Annotated in this window: 15 protein-coding genes and 1 pseudogene; 7 read left to right on the forward strand and 9 right to left on the reverse strand. The window is 65.9% G+C overall.

The features are described 5' to 3' along the window. Positions 1-94 precede the first annotated feature (94 nt). Complete coding sequence (locus A5651_RS10505; RefSeq protein WP_066979297.1) at positions 95-2,761, forward strand: adenylate/guanylate cyclase domain-containing protein; 2,667 nt, start codon at positions 95-97, stop codon at positions 2,759-2,761. A 73-nt stretch (positions 2,762-2,834) separates the two neighbouring features. Here A5651_RS10505 and A5651_RS10510 read toward each other — a convergent pair whose 3' ends face one another. The 3 genes from A5651_RS10510 to A5651_RS10520 form a co-directional block, all read right to left on the reverse strand. Continuing rightward, complete coding sequence (locus tag A5651_RS10510) at positions 2,835-4,661, reverse strand: phosphoenolpyruvate carboxykinase (GTP) (RefSeq protein ID WP_066979385.1); 1,827 nt, start codon at positions 4,659-4,661, stop codon at positions 2,835-2,837. Between the two features lie 163 nt (positions 4,662-4,824). Further along, entirely contained in the window at positions 4,825-6,276 is a 1,452-nt protein-coding gene (locus A5651_RS10515; protein ID WP_156662798.1) for a hypothetical protein, read from the reverse strand. Further along, positions 6,273-7,304: a hypothetical protein gene (locus A5651_RS10520; protein ID WP_197496598.1), complete on the reverse strand. Its 1,032-nt coding sequence runs from the start codon at positions 7,302-7,304 to the stop codon at positions 6,273-6,275. Before A5651_RS10520 ends, A5651_RS10515 begins: the two co-directional genes overlap by 4 nt. 184 nt (positions 7,305-7,488) lie before the next feature. Between A5651_RS10520 and trmB the strand changes: the two are divergent. The 3 genes and pseudogenes from trmB to A5651_RS10535 all read left to right on the forward strand — a co-directional run bounded on the left by trmB (position 7,489) and on the right by A5651_RS10535 (position 11,925). Beyond that, positions 7,489-8,264: pseudogene (gene trmB, locus A5651_RS10525) on the forward strand (tRNA (guanosine(46)-N7)-methyltransferase TrmB). After that, the gene (locus A5651_RS10530) at positions 8,261-8,929 is read left to right on the forward strand and encodes an NYN domain-containing protein (RefSeq protein ID WP_066979314.1); all 669 of its coding nucleotides are present in this window, start codon (positions 8,261-8,263) and stop codon (positions 8,927-8,929) included. Before trmB ends, A5651_RS10530 begins: the two are co-directional and overlap by 4 nt. A 50-nt stretch (positions 8,930-8,979) precedes the next feature. Beyond that, entirely contained in the window at positions 8,980-11,925 is a 2,946-nt protein-coding gene (locus A5651_RS10535; protein ID WP_066979316.1) for an MMPL family transporter, read from the forward strand. Positions 11,926-12,026: 101 nt separating this feature from the next. Here A5651_RS10535 and A5651_RS10540 read toward each other — a convergent pair whose 3' ends face one another. Beyond that, on the reverse strand, positions 12,027-13,169 hold the full coding sequence (locus A5651_RS10540) for an AI-2E family transporter (RefSeq protein ID WP_066979318.1): 1,143 nt from the start codon (positions 13,167-13,169) through the stop codon (positions 12,027-12,029). A 50-nt stretch (positions 13,170-13,219) separates the two neighbouring features. Between A5651_RS10540 and A5651_RS10545 the strand changes: the two genes are divergently transcribed. Together A5651_RS10545 and A5651_RS10550 are read left to right on the forward strand one after the other, a co-directional pair. Continuing rightward, on the forward strand, positions 13,220-14,311 hold the full coding sequence (locus A5651_RS10545) for a YbhN family protein (protein WP_066979320.1): 1,092 nt from the start codon (positions 13,220-13,222) through the stop codon (positions 14,309-14,311). Further along, on the forward strand, positions 14,298-14,666 hold the full coding sequence (locus tag A5651_RS10550; RefSeq protein WP_066979323.1) for a DUF3054 domain-containing protein: 369 nt from the start codon (positions 14,298-14,300) through the stop codon (positions 14,664-14,666). The genes A5651_RS10545 and A5651_RS10550 overlap by 14 nt, the downstream gene beginning before the upstream one ends. On the opposite strand, the gene A5651_RS10555 is transcribed toward A5651_RS10550, so the two are convergent. The 4 genes from A5651_RS10555 to A5651_RS10570 all read right to left on the reverse strand — a co-directional run bounded on the left by A5651_RS10555 (position 14,657) and on the right by A5651_RS10570 (position 17,580). Further along, entirely contained in the window at positions 14,657-15,973 is a 1,317-nt protein-coding gene (locus A5651_RS10555; protein WP_066979394.1) for a HAMP domain-containing sensor histidine kinase, read from the reverse strand. The two genes, A5651_RS10550 and A5651_RS10555, sit on opposite strands and share 10 nt — an antisense overlap. Before the next feature lie 107 nt (positions 15,974-16,080). Then, positions 16,081-16,758, reverse strand: coding sequence for a response regulator transcription factor (locus tag A5651_RS10560; RefSeq protein ID WP_197496600.1), 678 nt, complete (start codon positions 16,756-16,758; stop codon positions 16,081-16,083). Between the two features lie 50 nt (positions 16,759-16,808). Then, entirely contained in the window at positions 16,809-17,189 is a 381-nt protein-coding gene (locus A5651_RS10565; protein ID WP_066979327.1) for a heme-binding protein, read from the reverse strand. 160 nt (positions 17,190-17,349) lie between these two features. Then, a complete protein-coding gene (locus A5651_RS10570) occupies positions 17,350-17,580 on the reverse strand; it encodes an MbtH family protein (protein WP_066979330.1) in 231 nt (76 codons plus the stop codon). Between the two features lie 283 nt (positions 17,581-17,863). On the opposite strand from A5651_RS10570, the gene A5651_RS10575 reads away from it, so the two are divergent. After that, positions 17,864-18,538: an isoprenylcysteine carboxylmethyltransferase family protein gene (locus tag A5651_RS10575; protein WP_066979332.1), complete on the forward strand. Its 675-nt coding sequence runs from the start codon at positions 17,864-17,866 to the stop codon at positions 18,536-18,538. 48 nt (positions 18,539-18,586) lie between these two features. On the opposite strand, the gene A5651_RS26410 is transcribed toward A5651_RS10575, so the two are convergent. Then, positions 18,587-18,895, reverse strand: coding sequence for a phosphopantetheine-binding protein (locus tag A5651_RS26410; RefSeq protein ID WP_369803932.1), 309 nt, complete (start codon positions 18,893-18,895; stop codon positions 18,587-18,589). Positions 18,896-18,925 lie beyond the last annotated feature (30 nt).

Raw genomic sequence — 18,925 nt, forward strand, 5'->3', positions numbered from 1 at the left:
GCCCGAACTTGACAGGTGTCAAGAGGGTCAAACGCGCAGGTAGTCAGTCGCCGCGGACTTACCATGACGCATCCGGTGAAGCGGGGGTGCAGTGATGGAGGAGGTCGCGCCGTCGGGGGTCGTGACGTTCCTGTTCACCGATATCGAAGGATCGACACGGCGGTGGGAAGCCGACCCAAACACGATGCGAGGCGCGCTCGTCGCGCATGACACATTGCTCAACGACGCGGTCTTGGCGCGCGGCGGCTATTTGTTCAAACACACCGGAGACGGAATCTGTGCGGCATTCGCATCCCCGCGATCTGCGGTCGACGCAGCTGTTAGCGCCCAACGCGAGCTGAAACTGCCTGTCCGAATGGGCATTGCGACCGGTGAGGCGGAGCGCCGAGGTGACGACTATTTCGGCGCGGTCCTGAACCGGGCGGCCCGGGTGATGGCGGCGGGTCATGGCGGGCAGATCCTGCTCGACGCGACGTCGGCTGGGCTTCTGTCTGGCGTCGACCTACTCGACTTAGGGCTGCGGCAGCTCCGCGACATCGAGAAAGCCGTGAACATCTTCCAGGTCCGCGGCGACGGTCTGCGGTCGGAGTTTCCGCCGCTCAAGACGCTTGATTCGACGCCGGGAAACCTTCGCGTCTCCACGACGGCGTTCTTCGGCCGGGAAGCCGAGATCGCCGACGTACAAACGTCGCTGAAGGCACATCGACTTGTCACACTGACCGGTCCTGGCGGAGTGGGCAAGACGCGCCTCGCTCTGGAGGTCGCACAACGATCAGCCTTTGAGTACTCCGACGGCGTCTGGGTCATCGAACTTGCCCCAGTCGGCGATCCCGCCGCGATTGCTGGGGCGGTGGCGGCAGCGCTAGGCGTCACCCAGCAGCCGGGTATGAACCTCACCGATAGCGTCGCGGCCGCGCAGCAGGGACGCAGCCGGCTATTCGTGTTCGACAACTGCGAACACATTCTGGATGCCGCAGCCGATGTGATCGAAAAGATCCTGCAAAGGTCCTCGACCGTATCGATCCTCGCCACAAGTCGCGAGGGTCTGCGACTGGCTGACGAAAGGATATGGCCCGTGCCGTCGCTAGACATCGACTCCAGCGCCACACAGCTGTTCGCCGAACGCGCCTCGGCGGTCGGCGCTGCGATCACATCGGCTGATGGCCTCGACGCAGTCGCCGAGATTTGCCGACGCCTTGACGGCATCCCGCTTGCAATCGAGTTAGCCGCATCGAGGATGCAATCGATGACCGTAGCCGAACTGCAAGCGCGTCTTCACGATCGGTTCCGCTTACTGACCGGGGCGCGACGTGGCCTCGAACGTCACCAGACTCTGCGCCACGCGGTGCAATGGTCTTTTGACTTACTGACCGCCGAGGAGCAGTCGCTGCTGGCCCGAATTTCTGTGTTCGCGGGCGGTTTCGATCTGGCCGGAGCATGCGCGATCACAGGCAGCGGCGATGAGCTTGCCACGCTGGATCTGCTCGCTGCCCTTGTGCGGAAGTCACTTCTCATTGCCGACCGATCGTCGGGCCAGACGAGATTCTCGATGCTGGAGACGATCCGGCAGTTCGCCGATGAACGGTTGATCGATAGCGGCGAAGCCCCAAGTGCCCGTGCCGCGCACGCGCACTACTTCGCAGCGGCCGAAGACGCCGTACTGAGACTCTTCAACAGTCCACATCAACGCGAGGCCTACGAGTGGCTCGCACGGGAATTGCCAAACGTGCGTGCCGCATTCCGCTGGGCCGTCGATGGCGACGACTTAGACACCTGCGCGACAATCGCGTTCTACACCGCGCTTCTCGGGGTGTGTTGTGACTTGTACGAGCCGGTCATGTGGGCGGAGGAACTCGTCTCGTCTGCAGCGGCCCGCGATCATCCGCGGCTGGTGCAGCTCTGCGCGATCGCTGCCCAGCTCTACGCGGTTGGTCGGGTCGACGATGCCATCGGTTACGCCGAAATGGCGCGGGATGCTCTCGACCGCGGCGGCTACACCGACGTCCCCTTCGGATATGAAGTCATCATCGGTACCGCCTATCACCTGAGGGGTGAGCCAGATAAGACGGCGGCCATGGTCCGCGACACAATCACTCGCACTACCGGTTCAACTGTTCTCGCCCGAGCCATGCTGGCGATGGCGCTGACGAACTGTGGTGCAGTCAGTGAGGCGATGACAATTGTCAAAGACCTTCCCATAGAAGCGGAAACGGTGGAAAACCCGCAAGTGAAATGCCTGGCGCTCAATGCATACGGCTGGGCCCATCGCGAGGCCGACCCGAAGACGGCCTACGAGGTCACTTATCGTGCGATGCTGGTCGCGCGCGCTAGCGGCAACAGATTCGCTGAGTCAACCATTTCCATCGGATTATCCAGGTTGGCCGTCACACACGGTGATCCTCTGGAGGCTATCGATCATCTCGTGCTTGCAATTCGCAACTACCAGAACTCAGGCAGCTTTCTTCTCGTGACGGGGCCACTCTCGATGATCGCTGTGCTTCTCGCGCGATTCGAGTCGTATGAAGCGGCGGCCACGATTATGGGATGCGGCGACATGCGAAGCTCCCGTCTCGTGTTCCCAGAGGTCGACTCCGCAGTAGTGCATCTTCGCGAGGTGCTTGGTGATCAGACCTACGAGTCGCTTACCCGCAGAGGTGCTGCCATGACGACTCCGGTGATGGTGGCTTACGCATTCGATCAAATCGAGCGATTGCGAACCGCTTTGGAGCAAGCGCAGAATCCCACTCCCACAGATCATTAGTGAACCTGCCGACGCGAATCGCGCGTAACGCGTCGTCAGATTCACAAATGCGGGCCGGCAGACACCCGCTGAGTTACTCGGCTTCGGCCAACCGGTGCTTCAGCGCGTCGAACTCGTCTTTGATGCCGGTCGGCAGCTTCTCGCCGACGAACTCGAACCACTCCTCGATCTGCGGGAGTTCCTCGCGCCACTCGTCGGGGTTCACCGCCAGCGCGGCGTCCACGTCGGCGGCATCGACATCAAGGCCATCCAGATCCAAGTCCTCAGCGGTCGGCACGGTGCCGATCGGCGTGGTGCGGCCACCGGCGCGATGCTCGATCCGGTCGATGATCCACTTCATCACGCGGCTGTTCTCGCCGAAGCCCGGCCACAGGAAGCGGCCGTCGTCGCCGCGGCGGAACCAGTTGACGAAGAAGATCTTCGGCATCTTCGACTCATCGGACTGCTTGCCGATGTTGATCCAGTGCGCGAAGTAGTCGCCGACGTTGTAGCCGAGGAACGGCAGCATCGCCATCGGGTCGCGGCGTACGGTGCCGACCTTGCCCTCGGCGGCCGCGGTCTGCTCAGAACCCATGGTGGCGCCGATGAAGACGCCATGCTGCCAGTCGCGAGCCTGCGTCACCAGCGGCACCGTCGTCTTGCGGCGGGCACCGAACAGGATCGCCGAGATCGGCACACCCTGCGGGTCGTCCCACTCCGGAGCCAACGTCGGGCACTGCGACATCGGCGTGCAGTAGCGCGAGTTCGGGTGTGCCGCTTTCTCTTCCGAGTCGGGCGTCCAGTCGCGGCCCTTCCAGTCGATGAGGTGTTGCGGGTCGCCCTCGAGGCCCTCCCACCACACGTCGTCGTCGTCGGTCAGCGCGACGTTGGTGAAGACGGTGTTGCCGGCCTCGATGGTCTTCATCGCGTTGGGGTTTGACTTCCAGTTGGTGCCTGGCGCGACACCGAAGAAGCCGAACTCCGGGTTGACCGCATACAGCCGGCCGTCCTTGCCGAACCGCATCCAGGCGATGTCGTCGCCGACGGTCTCGGCGCGCCAGCCCGGAATGGTGGGCTGCAGCATCGCGAGGTTGGTCTTGCCGCACGCCGACGGGAACGCCGCGGCGATGAAGTACGACTTGTTCTCCGGCGAAATCAGCTTGAGGATCAGCATGTGCTCGGCGAGCCAACCCTCGTCATGCGCCATCGCCGACGCGATACGCAGCGAGTAGCACTTCTTGCCCAGCAGCGCGTTGCCGCCGTAACCCGATCCGTAGCTCCAGATCTCACGGGTCTCGGGGAAGTGGCTGATGTACTTGGTCTCGTTGCAGGGCCACGGCACATCCTTCTGACCCGGCTCCAGCGGCGCGCCGATCGAGTGCAGCGCCTTGACGAAGAAGCCGTCGGTGCCCATCTTGTCGAGCGCGGCCTTACCCATGCGCGTCATCGTCCGCATCGACACCACGACGTACTCCGAGTCGGTGATCTCGACACCCAGCTTGGGATCCTCGGCGCCGAGCGGGCCCATGCAGAACGGCACCACGTACATGGTGCGGCCGCGCATGCTACCGCGGTAGAGGTCGGTCATGATGCCGCGCATCTCAGCCGGGTCCATCCAGTTGTTGGTGGGGCCTGCGTCGATCTCACGCTCGGTGCAGATGAAGGTGCGCGACTCCACGCGGGCCACGTCGGACGGATCGGACAGCGCCAGGTAGGAGTTCGGCTTCTTCTCGTCGTTCAGCCGCTTGAAGGTTCCGGCCGCCTCCAGCTGCGCGCACAGCCGGGCGTTCTCTTCGTCGGACCCGTCGGCGAACACCACCCGATCGGGCTGCGTGAGCTCGGCGACCTCCTGGACCCACGCGAGCAGTTCTGCGTGTTTCGTCGGTGCGGTGTCCAGACCGGGAATGGTCGCTGACGTCATCAACATCTCCTGCGTACGGTTTTCCACCAGCACGCGGGCAGTCGCGTCGCTGGCACTTATCGCCCTCTTATAGAGGTTAACGCGGGTGACATACCCGTGGTTAATCGGATCTATGTCCGATCACTCACAGGAACGATTCAGAAAGCTCGGCTCGCTGCGCTTATCAGGTATGACGCTCGCCCGCGAGCTCGGCGCGCACGGTCTCCAATGCCTTCTGCAGCGCGGGCAGCCGCCGGTCGCGCAGCGCCGCGGCACGCGCGGTCGCCAACGCGTGTTCGCGGAGCTCAGCGTCGATCTTGGCGACCGCGGCGGCGGTCTCGTCGGCGTCGGCCTCGTCGCGTCGGGTCGCTTCGGCGGTCAGTTCGGCCTCGGCGGCAACCACCCGCGTGGCGACCCTCTCCTCGAGCGTGGCCTGCAGCAAGCCGATCACCACCGCGACCCAGCGGTCCAGCATCGTCCGGTCGGCCAGCAGACCGCGCATGCCGACGACCCAGACGGTGACCAACAGACCCACGACGGCCCCCGCCGCCAGGCCCGCGATCGTCAGGCCCGGTGCGAGCCCGGCGAACAACCGGCTCACGCCCAGCGCCACACCGAGGCCGAAGCCCGCTCCGAGCACCATCATCAGCCGCGTTTCGAGCCGACGCGATTTCAGCGGCGGCGGCACCATCCTCGGCGCCGACGGCGCAGGCGGTGATTCCGGCGCGGCCAGACCGAGTTCGGTCGCCATGTCGGCGAGGTGCTTGGTGGTGCCGGCTTCGACTTCTTCGATCACTTCGTCGACCCGGGCGCGGACATAGCCTTCAAAGTCGGGCATCCGCCGTCTGGTCATCGCCGCCGCGTCTTCCTGCAATTCCGTACGCACCGAGGTACAGCGGTTGCGAGCGAAGTACGCGAGCTGGACGCGGGCCTGCTGGAACTGGCTGCGCAGCGCGATGGTGCGCTCGGATTTTATGACCCTGCGATTGCGCAGCACCGCTTCCCGCCGGTCCTTCAGTGCACTGACGCGTGCGTGCCGGTCGGCGCCCGACCCGTCCGAGGTATGCCGCGATATCACCGCCTGCAAGCGAGAGTCCCACGCCCGCAGCCTGTTTCGCCGCTTTGTGTCCGGGTCGTCCAGTCGGGTTCGCAGCAACTCGACGAGCTCGTCGACGTTCGGTTCGCCGAGATCGGGGGCCGCCGCCACACCGACCCACGGCATGTCCCGGTAGCGGTCTGCGTGGGCGGCCAGCCGCGCCCGGTCTTCTGCGAGCACGTCGCGCCAGTCGCGGTGCACATCGATCTTCGAAACGGCCCCGATCACAACATCGGTATGTTGGGCGGCGAAATCGATCAGGGCACAGTCGGATTCGGTGATCGGCGCCACTGCGGACACGACGAACACCACGGCGGTCGGCGCATCGACCGGCTTGAGGTCGTCGGATTCGACGAACGTGTGATCCGGCAGTCGATCGCGCAATGCGGCGATCACGCCGCTCGCACCGGCCAGCCACGGGCCGACGACGAGCACAACGTCGCGGCTCTCCACACCCGGCGAGGTCAAGCCGGGATCGGCGGCCACGACCAGCGCGTCGACCGCGGCCACCGGATCGTCGACCTGGTCGACGTCGGTCACCAGTGCTCCGCGCGTCGCATCAGCCGCAGTGAACCGCGGCAGATGTCGGCGCCACACTGACGGTGAAGGGAGTTGACCGGACCGCGGCTGTAGCGCTGCCAGTGCACAGCGCGTCCCAGATGTACCGATGGTGCGTCTCCTGCGTCGACCGACATGCCCGCGGCCGCAACGACATCGACCGCCGCGGCCATCACGGCGACCACGGCGTCGTCGCGGGCGACGAACTCGGCCACCTCCGGGGTGCCCTGCGCGGCCATCGCGCGCAGTCGGGTGAGCGCCGCGCGCACCCGCCGGTAGCGCACCTCGGCGCCGACGGCGGCCAGGCCGTCCATCACCTGCTCGACGCGGCTGAGCCGACGCCAGACCGCGGGCAGATCGGCGGGGTCGGTCCCCTGCTGCAGCGCGAGGACACCGTGCGCGATGCCGAAGAGGTCGAGGGTGTTCAGCAGTCGTGCGCGCGCGCCGCGGGACAGACCGTGCTCGGCTGACAGGAATCCGTCGGTGGAGGTGAGATCGGCCGGTTCGGCGGTCAGGGCGCGCAGCGCGTCGACAAGTTCGTCGTCGGGCACCGCGCAGGCCAGCAGCGCAACCATCGACACCGTCGGCGCGCCGGTCAGCGCGCGGATCTCGGCGGCCCGACGGTCGGCGATGGCAAGCGGGCCGCCCGCCCCGAACCCGGCCAGATCCGCCTTGTTCAGCACGACGAGCGTCGGGCGCCGCGGACGTGAGGAGCAAGGAAGGTCAAGGCCGATCATCGCCCGGTCTTCGGGCTTGAGCGCCTCGGCGACGACCACCACGTCGACGTCGGCATCGTCGTCATCGCCGTTGTCGAGGGACACTCCCGCGCCGGCCAGCGCGGCTGCCACGGTGCCACGACCGACGCCGTCGCGTCCGCGCACCGCAACCCGCAGCGGGGCGCCGACCTCGTCGGCGAGCGCGGCGATCTGCGGGTCGTCCACGCGTCGCGCCAGCCGCGTCAGTTCGGTGGTGAAAATCTGGTGGCCTTCCGTGCTCGCCGTTTCGCCCATGATTCCTCCCCTCCAGAAATGGTGGCACCTTCGGGCACCCTCCGCGAACGGATGTTTTCGCTCCGAGATTGCCGACATGATGGCGATCGCTCGCACCTTTGCGCCCAGCTGTGAGTTTGGGCACCGACGGGGTTGGCAACTGTTGGGTATCAATATGCACCGCGATGCGGGTTCTGAGGCGCCGATGCGCAACCATGGACAAATGCATGCGCGGCGAACTCGACCGTCCGAGAGGCGGCGATGACTCGACCCGCTTCGCATCTTCATCCCCGGGTCACCAGCTACCGGTCCCGGCGCTCGTCGGTTTCCACCGGCCAGCAGCAGACGTGGGAGCGGCTGTGGCCGGAGCTCGGCACACACGCGCGCACCCCTGAAGGTCCCGCCGGCCCTCTCGACACCGAGCGGTGGTTCGGCAGGTCGGCGCCGGTGGTGCTGGAGATCGGCAGCGGAACCGGAACGTCGACGCTGGCGATGGCCAAAGCCGAGCCGGACATCGACGTGGTCGCAGTCGAGGTGTACAAGCGCGGGCTGGCTCAGCTGCTCAGCGCCATCGACCGGTCGGCCCAGACAGACCCCGTCACCAACATCCGGCTGGTCCGCGGCGACGGGGTCGACGTGCTCGAGCATATGTTCGGACCTCAGTCACTGACCGGTGTGCGGGTGTTCTTCCCCGACCCATGGCCCAAGGCCCGCCACCACAAGCGCAGGCTGCTGCAGCCCGACACCATCGCGCTGATCGCCGACCGGTTGCGGCCCGGCGGTGTGCTGCACGCCGCAACCGACCACCCGGGCTACGCCGAACAGATAGCCGAATGCGGTGACGCCGAGCCGCGGCTGCGGCGGGTGTCGTCGCGGGACCACCTGCCCATCTCAGTGGCGCGGCCGGTCACCAAATACGAGACGAAGGCGCGAGACGCGGGTAGCCCGGTGGCGGAGCTGGTCTGGGAGAGGCAGCCATGACCATCGCAGAAGAGCTCGTCGAGGCGCCCCAGCCGGTGCCCGGCGTATCGCGGGTGCTGTTGGTGTGGGACGCACCCAATCTCGACATGGGCCTCGGGTCGATTCTCGGCGGCAGACCGACCGCCGCGCACCGGCCCAGGTTCGACGCGCTGGGCCGGTGGCTGCTGGCACGCACAGCGGAGATCGCAGCCGGCCGTGAGCAGGTGTCGCTTGAGCCGGAGGCCACCGTGTTCACCAACATCGCGCCGGGCAGCGCCGACGTGGTCAGACCCTGGGTCGAGGCGCTGCGGAACGTCGGCTTCGCCGTCTTCGCCAAACCCAAGGTCGACGAGGACAGCGATGTCGACGCCGACATGCTCAACCACATCGAGCTCCGCCGGAGGGAGGGGTTGGCCGGCCTGCTGGTGGCCTCGGCCGATGGACAGGCCTTTCGCAGGCCACTAGAGGAGATCGCGCGCGGCGATACTCCAGTTCAGGTGCTCGGATTTCGCGAACATGCGAGTTGGGCGCTAGCCTCGGATACTTTGGAGTTTGTCGACCTGGAGGACATTCCTGGAGTTTTCCGGGAGCCACTACCGCGAATCGGCCTAGATTCGCTGCCCGAGCAAGGGGCTTGGCTGCAGCCGTTCCGGCCGCTGTCCTCGCTACTGACCTCGCGTGTGTGAACAATTGAACTGCGCGCGGCGCATAGAGATTTTGTGAGTTAGGAGCTTAGGTGTTCGCCTGGTGGGGCCGTACGGTCTTCCGCTACCGATACATCGTGATCGGAGTGATGGTCGCTCTGTGCCTTGGCGGCGGCGTCTACGGCATCAGCCTCGGCCAGCACGTCACCCAGAGCGGGTTCTACGACGAGGGCAGTCAATCGGTGCACGCCTCGGTCGTCGCCGACAAGACCTACGGCCGGGACACTTCCGGCCACATCGTCGGCATCTACACCGCGCCCGAGGGCAAGACCGTCGACGACCCGGCGTTCCAGAAGAAGATCCTCGACAACCTCGCCGAGGTCGAGAAGACCCACCCGGACCAGGTTCTGCGGTCGATCGGCTACTTCAAGAGCCCCGAAGTGCTCAAGAACATGGCCGACGCCGACAAGAAGCATGCGTTCATGTCGATCCAGCTCAAGGGCGACAACGACGACGCGATCCTGAACAACTACAACAAGAACGTCGGTGAGGACGGCAAGACCGTCAAGGAAGCGCTCAACATCGACGGGGTCGACGTCAAACAGGCCGGTCTGCAGCCGCTGGCCAGCGAACTGACCGGAACCATCGGCGACGATCAGCAGCGCGGCGAGTTGCTCGGTGTGCCGCTGGTGATGGTGGTGCTGTTCTTCGTATTCGGCGGCGTCATCGCGGCCAGCCTGCCGATGATCGTCGGCGGGCTGACCATCGCCGGATCCCTGGGCATCATGCGACTCCTCGCGGAGTTCATCCCCGTGCACTTCTTCGCCCAACCGGTGGTGACGCTCGTCGGGCTCGGTATCGCGATCGACTTCGGTCTCTACATCGTGAGCCGGTTCCGGGAAGAGATCGCCGAGGGCTACGACACCGAGGCCGCCGTCCGTCGCACGATGATGACGTCGGGTCGCACGGTGACGTTCTCCGCGGTGATCATCGTGGCCTCAGCCTTGCCCCTGCTGCTGTTCCCACAGGGCTTCCTGAAGTCCATCACCTACGCGATCATCGCCACGGTCATGCTCTCGGCGATCCTGTCGATCACCGTGCTGGCCGGCGCGCTGGCCATCGTCGGGCCGAACATCGACGCGCTCGGGGTGCGGACCCTGCTGCGGGTGCCGTTCCTGCGGAACTGGGCGGTATCGCGGCGGATCATCGACTGGTTCGCCGAGAAGACGCAGAAGACCAAGACGCGCGAAGAGGTCGAGAAGGGCTTCTGGGGCAAGCTCGTCAACCGAGTCATGAAGCGGCCCATCGCTTTCGCGGCCCCCATCATCATCGTGATGATCCTGCTGATCATCCCCTTGGGTCAGCTGTCGCTGGGCGGCATCAGCGAGAAATACCTGCCGCCGGACAACAGCGTGCGCCAGGCGCAGGAGGAGTTCGACAAGACCTTCCCCGGCTTCCGCACCGAACCGCTGACGATGGTCATCGAAAGCGACAACGACCAGCCGGTCACCGACGCTCAGATCGCCGAGGTGCGCGCCAAGGCGATGCAGATCTCGGGCTTCATCGACGCCAACAACGATCCGACCAAGATGTGGCAGGAGCGCCCATACCTGGACGGGGCGTCGAAGGACCCGTCGGTGCGGGTGATCCAGAACGGTTTGGAAAACCGCAACGACGCGGCCAAGAAGATCGAGGAACTGCGGGCAATCCCGCCGCCGCACGGCCTGTCCATCTCGGTGGGTGGCACTCCGGCGCTGGAGCAGGACAGCATTCACAGCCTGTTCGACAAGCTGCCGTTGATGGTGACGACGCTGATCGTCACGACCACGATCCTGATGTTCCTGGCGTTCGGGTCGGTCGTGCTGCCGATCAAGGCCGCGGTGATGAGCGCGTTGACGCTCGGATCAACGATGGGCGTGCTGACGTGGATGTTCGTCGACGGACACGGCTCCGGACTGATGAACTACACCCCCCAGCCGCTGATGGCGCCGATGATCGGCATGATCATCGCAATCATCTGGGGTTTGTCCACCGACTACGAAGTGTTCTTGGTGTCACGCATGGTCGAGGCCCGCGAGCGGGGCATGTCCACCGCCGAGGCCATCCGCATCGGCACCGCGACCACCGGCCGGCTGATCACCGGCGCGGCGCTGATCCTTGCGGTCGTCGCTGGCGCGTTCGCGTTCTCCGACCTGGTCATGATGAAGTACCTGGCGTTCGGTCTGCTGATCGCACTTCTGTTGGACGCCACCGTGATTCGCATGTTCCTGGTGCCCGCAGTGATGAAGCTGCTCGGCGACGACTGCTGGTGGGCACCCAAGTGGATGAAGCGCATCCAGCAGCGGCTCGGCCTCGGCGAGACCGAACTGCCCGACGAGCGCAAGCGGCCGACCGTCCGTGAATCGGATGAAGCGGCTTTGGTTGGTGCCGGTGCGCCCGTGCCACCCATGTCGAGCAGGCCACTGCCACCGCACGACCCGACCCACCCGGCCGTCGAGGGGGCGACGCGGCCCGGCGCCGCGACCACCCGCATCCCGACCGCGCCGGTACGGGCCAACAGCCCGTCGGTGGCGGGCACCACGCGGATGCCCGTGGCACGTCCGGCCCCCGCCGGCGAGCCGCAGACCACCCGGATCCCGGCGCCCGCCGACGGGGCGCCCCGCAATGCGGTGGCGGGTGCGGATGCGGCGCCCCCTCGCGCCAAGCGTGTCGCACCGCCCCCGCCCGTGCGGGAGGACCGTGAGATCGAGTCGTGGCTCGGCGAGCTGCGTGGCACCGGTCCCGCCGCCCCGGCGCGACCCGCGTCGCCGCCGTCTCCGCCGCAGGGCGCAGAGCCCACCACGGCGATTCCGGTGCAGCGTTCGCGCGCCAGCAGGCATGCGAGCCCCGATGCCGACCCGACCACCGCGATGCCCGCGCAGCGCCAGCAGGATCCCGATTCGACCGAGAAGCTGACCGCGCAGGCCGAGGATGAGGGCCGCCGGCGCGGCAACCTCAGCGCGGCGGATCTGCTGCGCAGGGAAGGCCGCGGCCGCTAGTTTGCGGCCACAATGTCAGCCTGACAGCGTCGCCATGCATATATAGCCGCGACGGCGCTCTCAGCGCGACATTGTGTCGGCCAATCGCCGACTGCCGCAGCTTATTTGCCCTGAGCAACGTCGTCGGGCTCGGCCTCGATCACCTTGCTCGACTCGGCCTCTTGCGCCTCCAACTCGGCCTCGGGTTCCCGTGCGAGAAGCACCCGGGTCGCGCTGTTGAGAAACGCCACGGTCGGCACGGCCAGCAGCGCGCCGACGATGCCCGCCAGCACGCCCCCCGCGGCGATGGCGAGCACCACCGCCAGCGGATGCACCGACACCGCGCGCCCCATCACCAGAGGCTGCAGCACATGGCCTTCCAGCTGCTGCACAGCAATGATGAGCGCCAGCGTGATCAGCGCATAAATGAAACCCTTCGCCAGCAGAGCGACGACGACGGCGAGGAAACCGGCGACAACCGCACCGACGAGCGGGACGAAGGCGCCGAGGAAGACCAGCGAAGCCAGCGGCAGCGCCAACGGCACCCCCATGACCGCCAGGCCGGTACCGATACCGATGGCGTCGACCAGCGCAACCACGAACGTCGCGCGCACGTAGCCGATCAGCGAGTGGAACCCAGCGCGGCCCGCGTCGCGCACCCGCTCCCGGACGTGGGTCGGGAAGATCTGGGTGACGAACGACCAGATGTTGCGTCCGCCGTGCAGGAAGAAGATGAGGGTGAACAGCGTCAGCAGTGCACCGGTGACGATCTCGGTGACGGTGGCCGCCGTCGACAATGCGCCGCTGGTGAGCTTGGCCTGGTTATTGCGGACCGCTTCGATCGCGGAATTGCCTGCGTTGGTGATCTGGTCCTTGCTCAGGTGAGCCGGTCCCTCGATCAGCCAGGCGCGGGTGGTCTCGATCGAGTGGGTGACCTGGTCGACCAGTCCGGGCAATCCGGTGACGAACTGGCTGATGACGAAGGTGAGCATGCCGCCGACGATCGCGACGCCGGTCAGCAGGACCAGGGCGACGGCGCCGCCGCGCGGCGCGCCCCGGCGGTCGAGGAAGTCGACGGCGGGGATCATCAGCGCGGTCACCATCAAGGCCAGGGCAACGGGGACGACGATGACTTCCAGCCGCCGCACCACCCACAGGATCGCGACCGCCACGGCGATGATCACCAGGAGGCGCCATGCCCACGCCGCCGCCTTCTGGATGAGGGGCGGCACCGCCTCGTCGTGACCCGAACCGAGCGCGGCCATGCCGGTAGCGTAACGGCCGGTCGGAGGCCTCCGCCGTTACCCTGTAGGGCGTGTCCCACGATGCGCCGGCGGATAATGCCCGCCGCCAAGAGGGAACCACGCGCGGCAAATACTGGTGGCTGCGCTGGGTGATCATCGGCGTCGCGGTGGCGGTGCTGACGGTCGAAGTCGTGCTGGTGTGGGACCAGCTGGCGAAGGCGTTCCACAGCCTCTACGCCGCCAAGTGGCTGTGGGTATTGGCCGCGGTGGTCGCCGCGATGTCGTCGATGCACAGCTTCGCCCAGATTCAGCGCACGCTCTTGAAGTCGGCGGGCGTGGAGGTCAAGCAGTGGCGGTCGGAGGCCGCGTTCTACGCCGGCAACGCGCTGTCGACGACGATGCCGGGCGGGCCGGTGCTCTCGGCGACGTTCATCTACCGCCAACAACGGATATGGGGCGCCTCGCCGGTGGTGGCGTCCTGGCAACTGGTGATGTCCGGGGTGCTGCAGGTCGTCGGCCTGGCGCTACTGGGTCTGGGTGGCGCTTTCCTGCTCGGCGCGTCGAAAAACCCTCTGTCGCTTATCTTTACGCTTGGCGGCTTCGTCGCTCTGCTGCTGCTGGCGCAGGCGGTCGCGTCGCGCCCCGATCTGATCGACGGCATCGGGGTCAAGGTGCTGGCGTGGGTCAACTCGCTGCGCGGCAAGCCGGTCGATACCGGCGTGGAGACCTGGCGCCATCACCTCCACCAGTCGGAGTCGGTGAGCCTCAGCCGCCGCGACCTCACCATCGCGTTCAGTTGGTCGCTGTTCAACTGGATCGCCGACGTGGCGTGTCTGGCGTTCGCCGCCTATGCGGCGGGTGGCCGGCCGTCACTGGCCGGGCTGACGGTCGCCTATGCCGCAGCGCGGGCGGTTGGGTCGATCCCGCTGATGCCCGGCGGGTTGCTGGTCGTGGAGGCGGTGCTGGTGCCCGGCCTGGTGTCGAGCGGCATGACGCTGGCGTCGGCGATCTCGGCGATGCTGATCTATCGGTTGATCAGCTGGATCTTCATCGCGGCCATCGGCTGGGTGGTGTTCTTCTTCATGTTCCGTACCGAAAAGGACGTCGACCCCGACGCCGGCCTCACGGTCGCCGAGGCGGAGGGACGCGATGCGACGCAGTAGCGCCTTCGCGGCGCTCGCCGACCTCGTCGCGGTGCTGGTGTTCTGCGCGGTTGGACGCCGCAGCCACGCCGAGGGGTTGACCGCTTCCGGTGTCGCCGAGACGGCGTGGCCATTCTTGGCCGGGGCCGTGATCGGCTGGCTGTTGAGCCGCGCGTGGCGGCGTCCGACCGCCGTCGTTCCGACCGGCCTGGTGGTGTGGGTGTGCACCGTCGCGGTGGGAATGGTTTTGCGCAAGGCCACTTCTGCGGGCGTCGCCGCCAGTTTCGTCGTAGTGGCGGCCGCCGCGACCGCGGTCCTTCTCCTCGGCTGGCGGCTGGCCGTCACCGCCTTCCAGCCCCGGCCGGATCAAGCCTGATCGGACACCGTCAGGGTGGCGCGCAGGCCACCGAGCGGGCTGTCGGCCAACACGATACTGCCGCCGTGCAGCGCGGCCTGCTGGGCCACAAGCGCGAGTCCTAGCCCCGAACCTCCCGGCGCAGCGGTACTTCCGCGCGCGAAGCGGCCGAGCACGTTGATGCGCTCGTCGGAGGGCAGGCCGCGGCCGTTGTCGTCGACGGTGATGGTCAACGCGTGGTCCTCCCGATGCCCCGTCAGCACCACCCTGGTCGCCGAACCGTGCGTGACGGCGTTGCGCACCAGGTTGTCGACGGCGAGACGCAGCCCGCTGGGCCAGCCCCAGATGGTGCCGAGCTCCTCGTCGGCCTGCACCACGATCTCCACCGACCCGCCAGGGCGCATGTTCTCCCGCGCCACGCGGTCCAGCAGGTCGGTCACGTCGATCTCCTCGCGGTCCTCAGCCCGTGCGAGTTCGCCGGAGGCCAGCTGGCCGAGCGCGGTGATGATCGCCTCGACGCGACGCTGCGCCCGCGACAGGTCGTTGACGACCTCGGCGCGCTCATCGTCGGGCAGGTTGTGGATGCGCAGCGTGTCGAGGTCGGCACGCATAGCGGTCAGCGGTGTGCGCAATTCGTGTGCCGCGTTCGCCGCGAAATCCTGTGCAGCCTGTAGGGAATTCTGGGTCGCCTGTTGCGCGGCGGCGAGCCGGCTCAGCATCCCGGCCATCGCCTCGGACAGTTCTTCGGCTTCCCGGACGCCATGGACCTCCGGCATCTTCTCGGTGCCCTTGCCCAGTCGCCGGGTGTACTCGGTGAGTCGGCGCAGCGGGCGGATCGCGGGACCGGACAGCAGCCACCCCGCGCCCGCAGCGATCAGCACCGTAACCACTCCGACCGCGACGTAGAACGGTACGCGGGCCCGACTCAGCAGGATGCTGTCGGCCCGAATCCCGATCGAAATCAGCACGCCCCCTTGCTGTTCCACCGGAATAGTGCGCACGCGGTAGTCGACCCCGTTCACCTTGACGTCCGCGGTCCCCGGCTGCAGCGGCGGCAGCTGAAGCCCGCGCTGGAACACCACCTGCCCGGTCGATTTCATTCGTCCCGTGGTCAGCACGCCCTGGCGCGGGCTGGACAGCTGATTGGGATATCTGCTCGCCTCGATGATCGAGTCGAGTCGCCGATCTAGTTGTGCCGCATCGTTATTGGCCAGCACCACCGATGTCAGAATCGTGAACACCGCGACCACAGCCGCGGCGGCCGCTGCGGAGGCCAGAGCGACCCTGGTGCGCAGCGACGCTGACCGGACGAATCTGAACAGGCCCACCCGGCTACGTTTCGTCTCGGTGGCGATGCTCGACTCCACTACGTTTCGTCTCGGTGGCGATGCTCGACTCCACTACGTTTCGTCTCGGTGGCAGATGCTCGACCCCACTACGTTTCGTCTCGCAATACGTATCCGATCCCACGCACTGTATGGATCACCCGCGGCAGCTCATCGCGTTCGAGCTTGCGCCTCAGATAGCTGATGAACACGTCCGCCACGTTGGTGTCCACGTCGAAGTCGTAGCCCCAGACCAACTCGAGCAGCCGCTGCCGGCTGAGCACCACGCCCGCGTTCTCGGCAAGCACTGCGAGCAAGTCGAATTCGCGTTTGGTCAGTTCGACGCGCTCACCGGCGACGAACACCAGCCGCCTGGCGGTGTCGATGGTCAGCGGGCCGACCGTCATGGTGTCCGACGACCGGTCGGAATAACCCGTGCGGCGCAGCAGGGCGTGTAACCGTGCGACGAGCTCGCCGAGATCGAACGGCTTGGTCAGGTAATCGTCGGCGCCGGCCTCCAGACCGGCGATCCGGTCATTGACCGTGTCGCGTGCCGACAGCACACAGATCGGGATGTCGTTTCCCAGCGCACGCAAAGCGGTCACCACCGCGACGCCGTCGAGTTCGGGCATCTGCACGTCGAGCACCAGCGCGTCGTGCTTCTCGCTCGACAACAATCGCAGCGCCTCTTTACCGGAGGCGGCGACCCGCACGTCAAATCCCGAGTGCCGCAACCCGCGGGCGACCGACGTTCTGACGTCGGGATCGTCGTCCACCATGAGCACCATTCGGCCGGCGCTCTCCTGCGCGGGCGGCCCAGCTCCAGCCCGCACGCGGATTACGGGGTGTCAGCGATGCCGTCGCCGTTGGTGTCGCCGCAGCGGTTCTTGATGTCGACCAGCGGCTGGCGTACGGCGGTAAGCTCGCCCTTTTGCACGGGGTGGGCGGCCATGTACTTATCCACTTCGGTGCGCACCTGGTCGCGGGTCTTGCCCTCGAGGCTGGTGAAGAAGAAGTTGACGTCCGGATGGCTGAACAAGTAGTCCGCCGTTGCCTGGGACACGCCTGCGGCCACGACGGCGAGGTCGGCTGCGGTGCAGTTGGGGGGCTCATCGGCCATCGCCGACGGAAGAGCACCGAACAGCATCGCGCCGGCAAGCGCACCGGTACCGAACGCGCCAGCTACCGCACGCCGCGCCGTACGGGTAGAGAGCATCATCTACAGGCTCCTTCATCGAATGAGTTGGGGCTGCAACCTTTGCGGTTACAGACACCGCAAGCTAATCAGAATCGCTGCCGACTTTCTTGCCTTGCCGGGAAAACAATGGCGCTGAAGATGAAAAATCGCAGTTCACCGGCCGGCTGAATGCTTGACTAACTCAATTATCAGAGGCCCCGCCCGCTGCTAGCCTGTCACGCAGGCTCTTCGGCCGGATATCGGGCCAGTTCTGCTCGATGTAATCCAGACATGCCGCACGGTCCGCTTCGCCGAAAACCACCCGCCAACCGTCCGGGACGTCGGCGAAGGTCGGCCACAGGCTGTGTTGCTCTTCGTCGTTGACCAAGACATAGAAGCTGCCGTTGTCATCGTCGAAAGGATTGACGCTCACAAGTTCTCCAGACCAGATAGTCGATTCGATCGGAACCGTTCCAAAATATACTGAGGGTCCACCATCGCCACTCACGGGTTTCGGCAACGTCCGTAGTATGCCACCGCCCTCAGTTCAGCAGAGCAGTTCACGGATGGGCGCCCCGCGCGCCCGCCTTCTGGGCCAGTCCGTTTCGCGCAGATGTTCTCCTACTCATGTGCCTACGGCCCTGGGAGTAGCGGGCTTCTGCGCGAATCAATGCGCGCTGTAGCGTGCGGTATCGACGGGACTACAAGGAGGATCGGTGAAACCCACTTCCAAGAGGTTGGCAGCCGGATTTGTTGAGTCTGTCGCGTGGGGATTGATGCTCTTTCTGGCGGCAGGCACCCTTGATTACTGGCAAGGGTGGGTTTTTCTGGTGGTGTACAACCTTTCTGGATGGATCCCGGGCATCTATTTGTTGCGAACGAATCCCGTTGCTTTCGAGCGGCGAATGCGTGGCGGGTCGGCAGCGGAGCCTCGAATGGTGCAGAAGGTCGTCGTTGCCGGCTGGCAGTTGTCGGTACCGGCAGCAATATTGATCAGCGCGTTGGACCATCGATTCGGCTGGTCGACGGTCCCAACCGCAATCTCGTTACTCGGCAATGCTCTAGTGGCGGCTGGGCTGATTGTTGTGTTTGTGGTCGTGATCCAAAACAGCTATGCGGCAGCAACCGTGCAGGTGGGGGGAGACCAGAAGATCGTCTCCACCGGTCTGTATGGTCTGGTGCGGCATCCCATGTATATGGGCAATGTGATCACGATCATTGGTATCCCTCTTGCGCTCGGTTCCTACTGGGGACTGCTCACGGTCATAACTGCCGGAGTAGCGCTCGCCTTAAGAATCCGAGATGAGGAGGTCCTGTTGCAGCAAGAGCTGGACGGCTACCGTGAGTACACGCATCAGGTCCGTTATCGGCTCGTGCCATGCATTTGGTGAAGGACAACACGGTCCGTCAGCTCATCGGCGCTAATAGCCGCGGCGAACTCAGGGCAGATATATGTCCGACAACGTCGGCATATCTGCCAGGCGTTTACTCAAGCCCCTGACGGACGGTGCGTTGACCAAATCGGTGACCCCGATTCTGGTATCGAGAGCCGCGCTGAGCATGGCGGTTGCTCGCAGCGCCGAAAGCGAATCTCCGCCCAAGTCGAAGAACGAATCGTCGAGCCCTAGGCTTTCTAGGTTGAGCACCTCCGCGAAAACGTCAACGAGAATCTCCTCGAGGCGTTTGGCCGCGGCGCGAGAGTCGCCAATAGTGTGGCGGTACGCGGCAATCGAGTCCGCACCTGGCACCGACTGTGCAGATATCCCGGGGCCGTAGAT

Source organism: Mycobacterium sp. 1274761.0, from assembly GCF_001668615.1.
In the GTDB taxonomy this organism is placed as follows: Bacteria; Actinomycetota; Actinomycetes; order Mycobacteriales; family Mycobacteriaceae; genus Mycobacterium.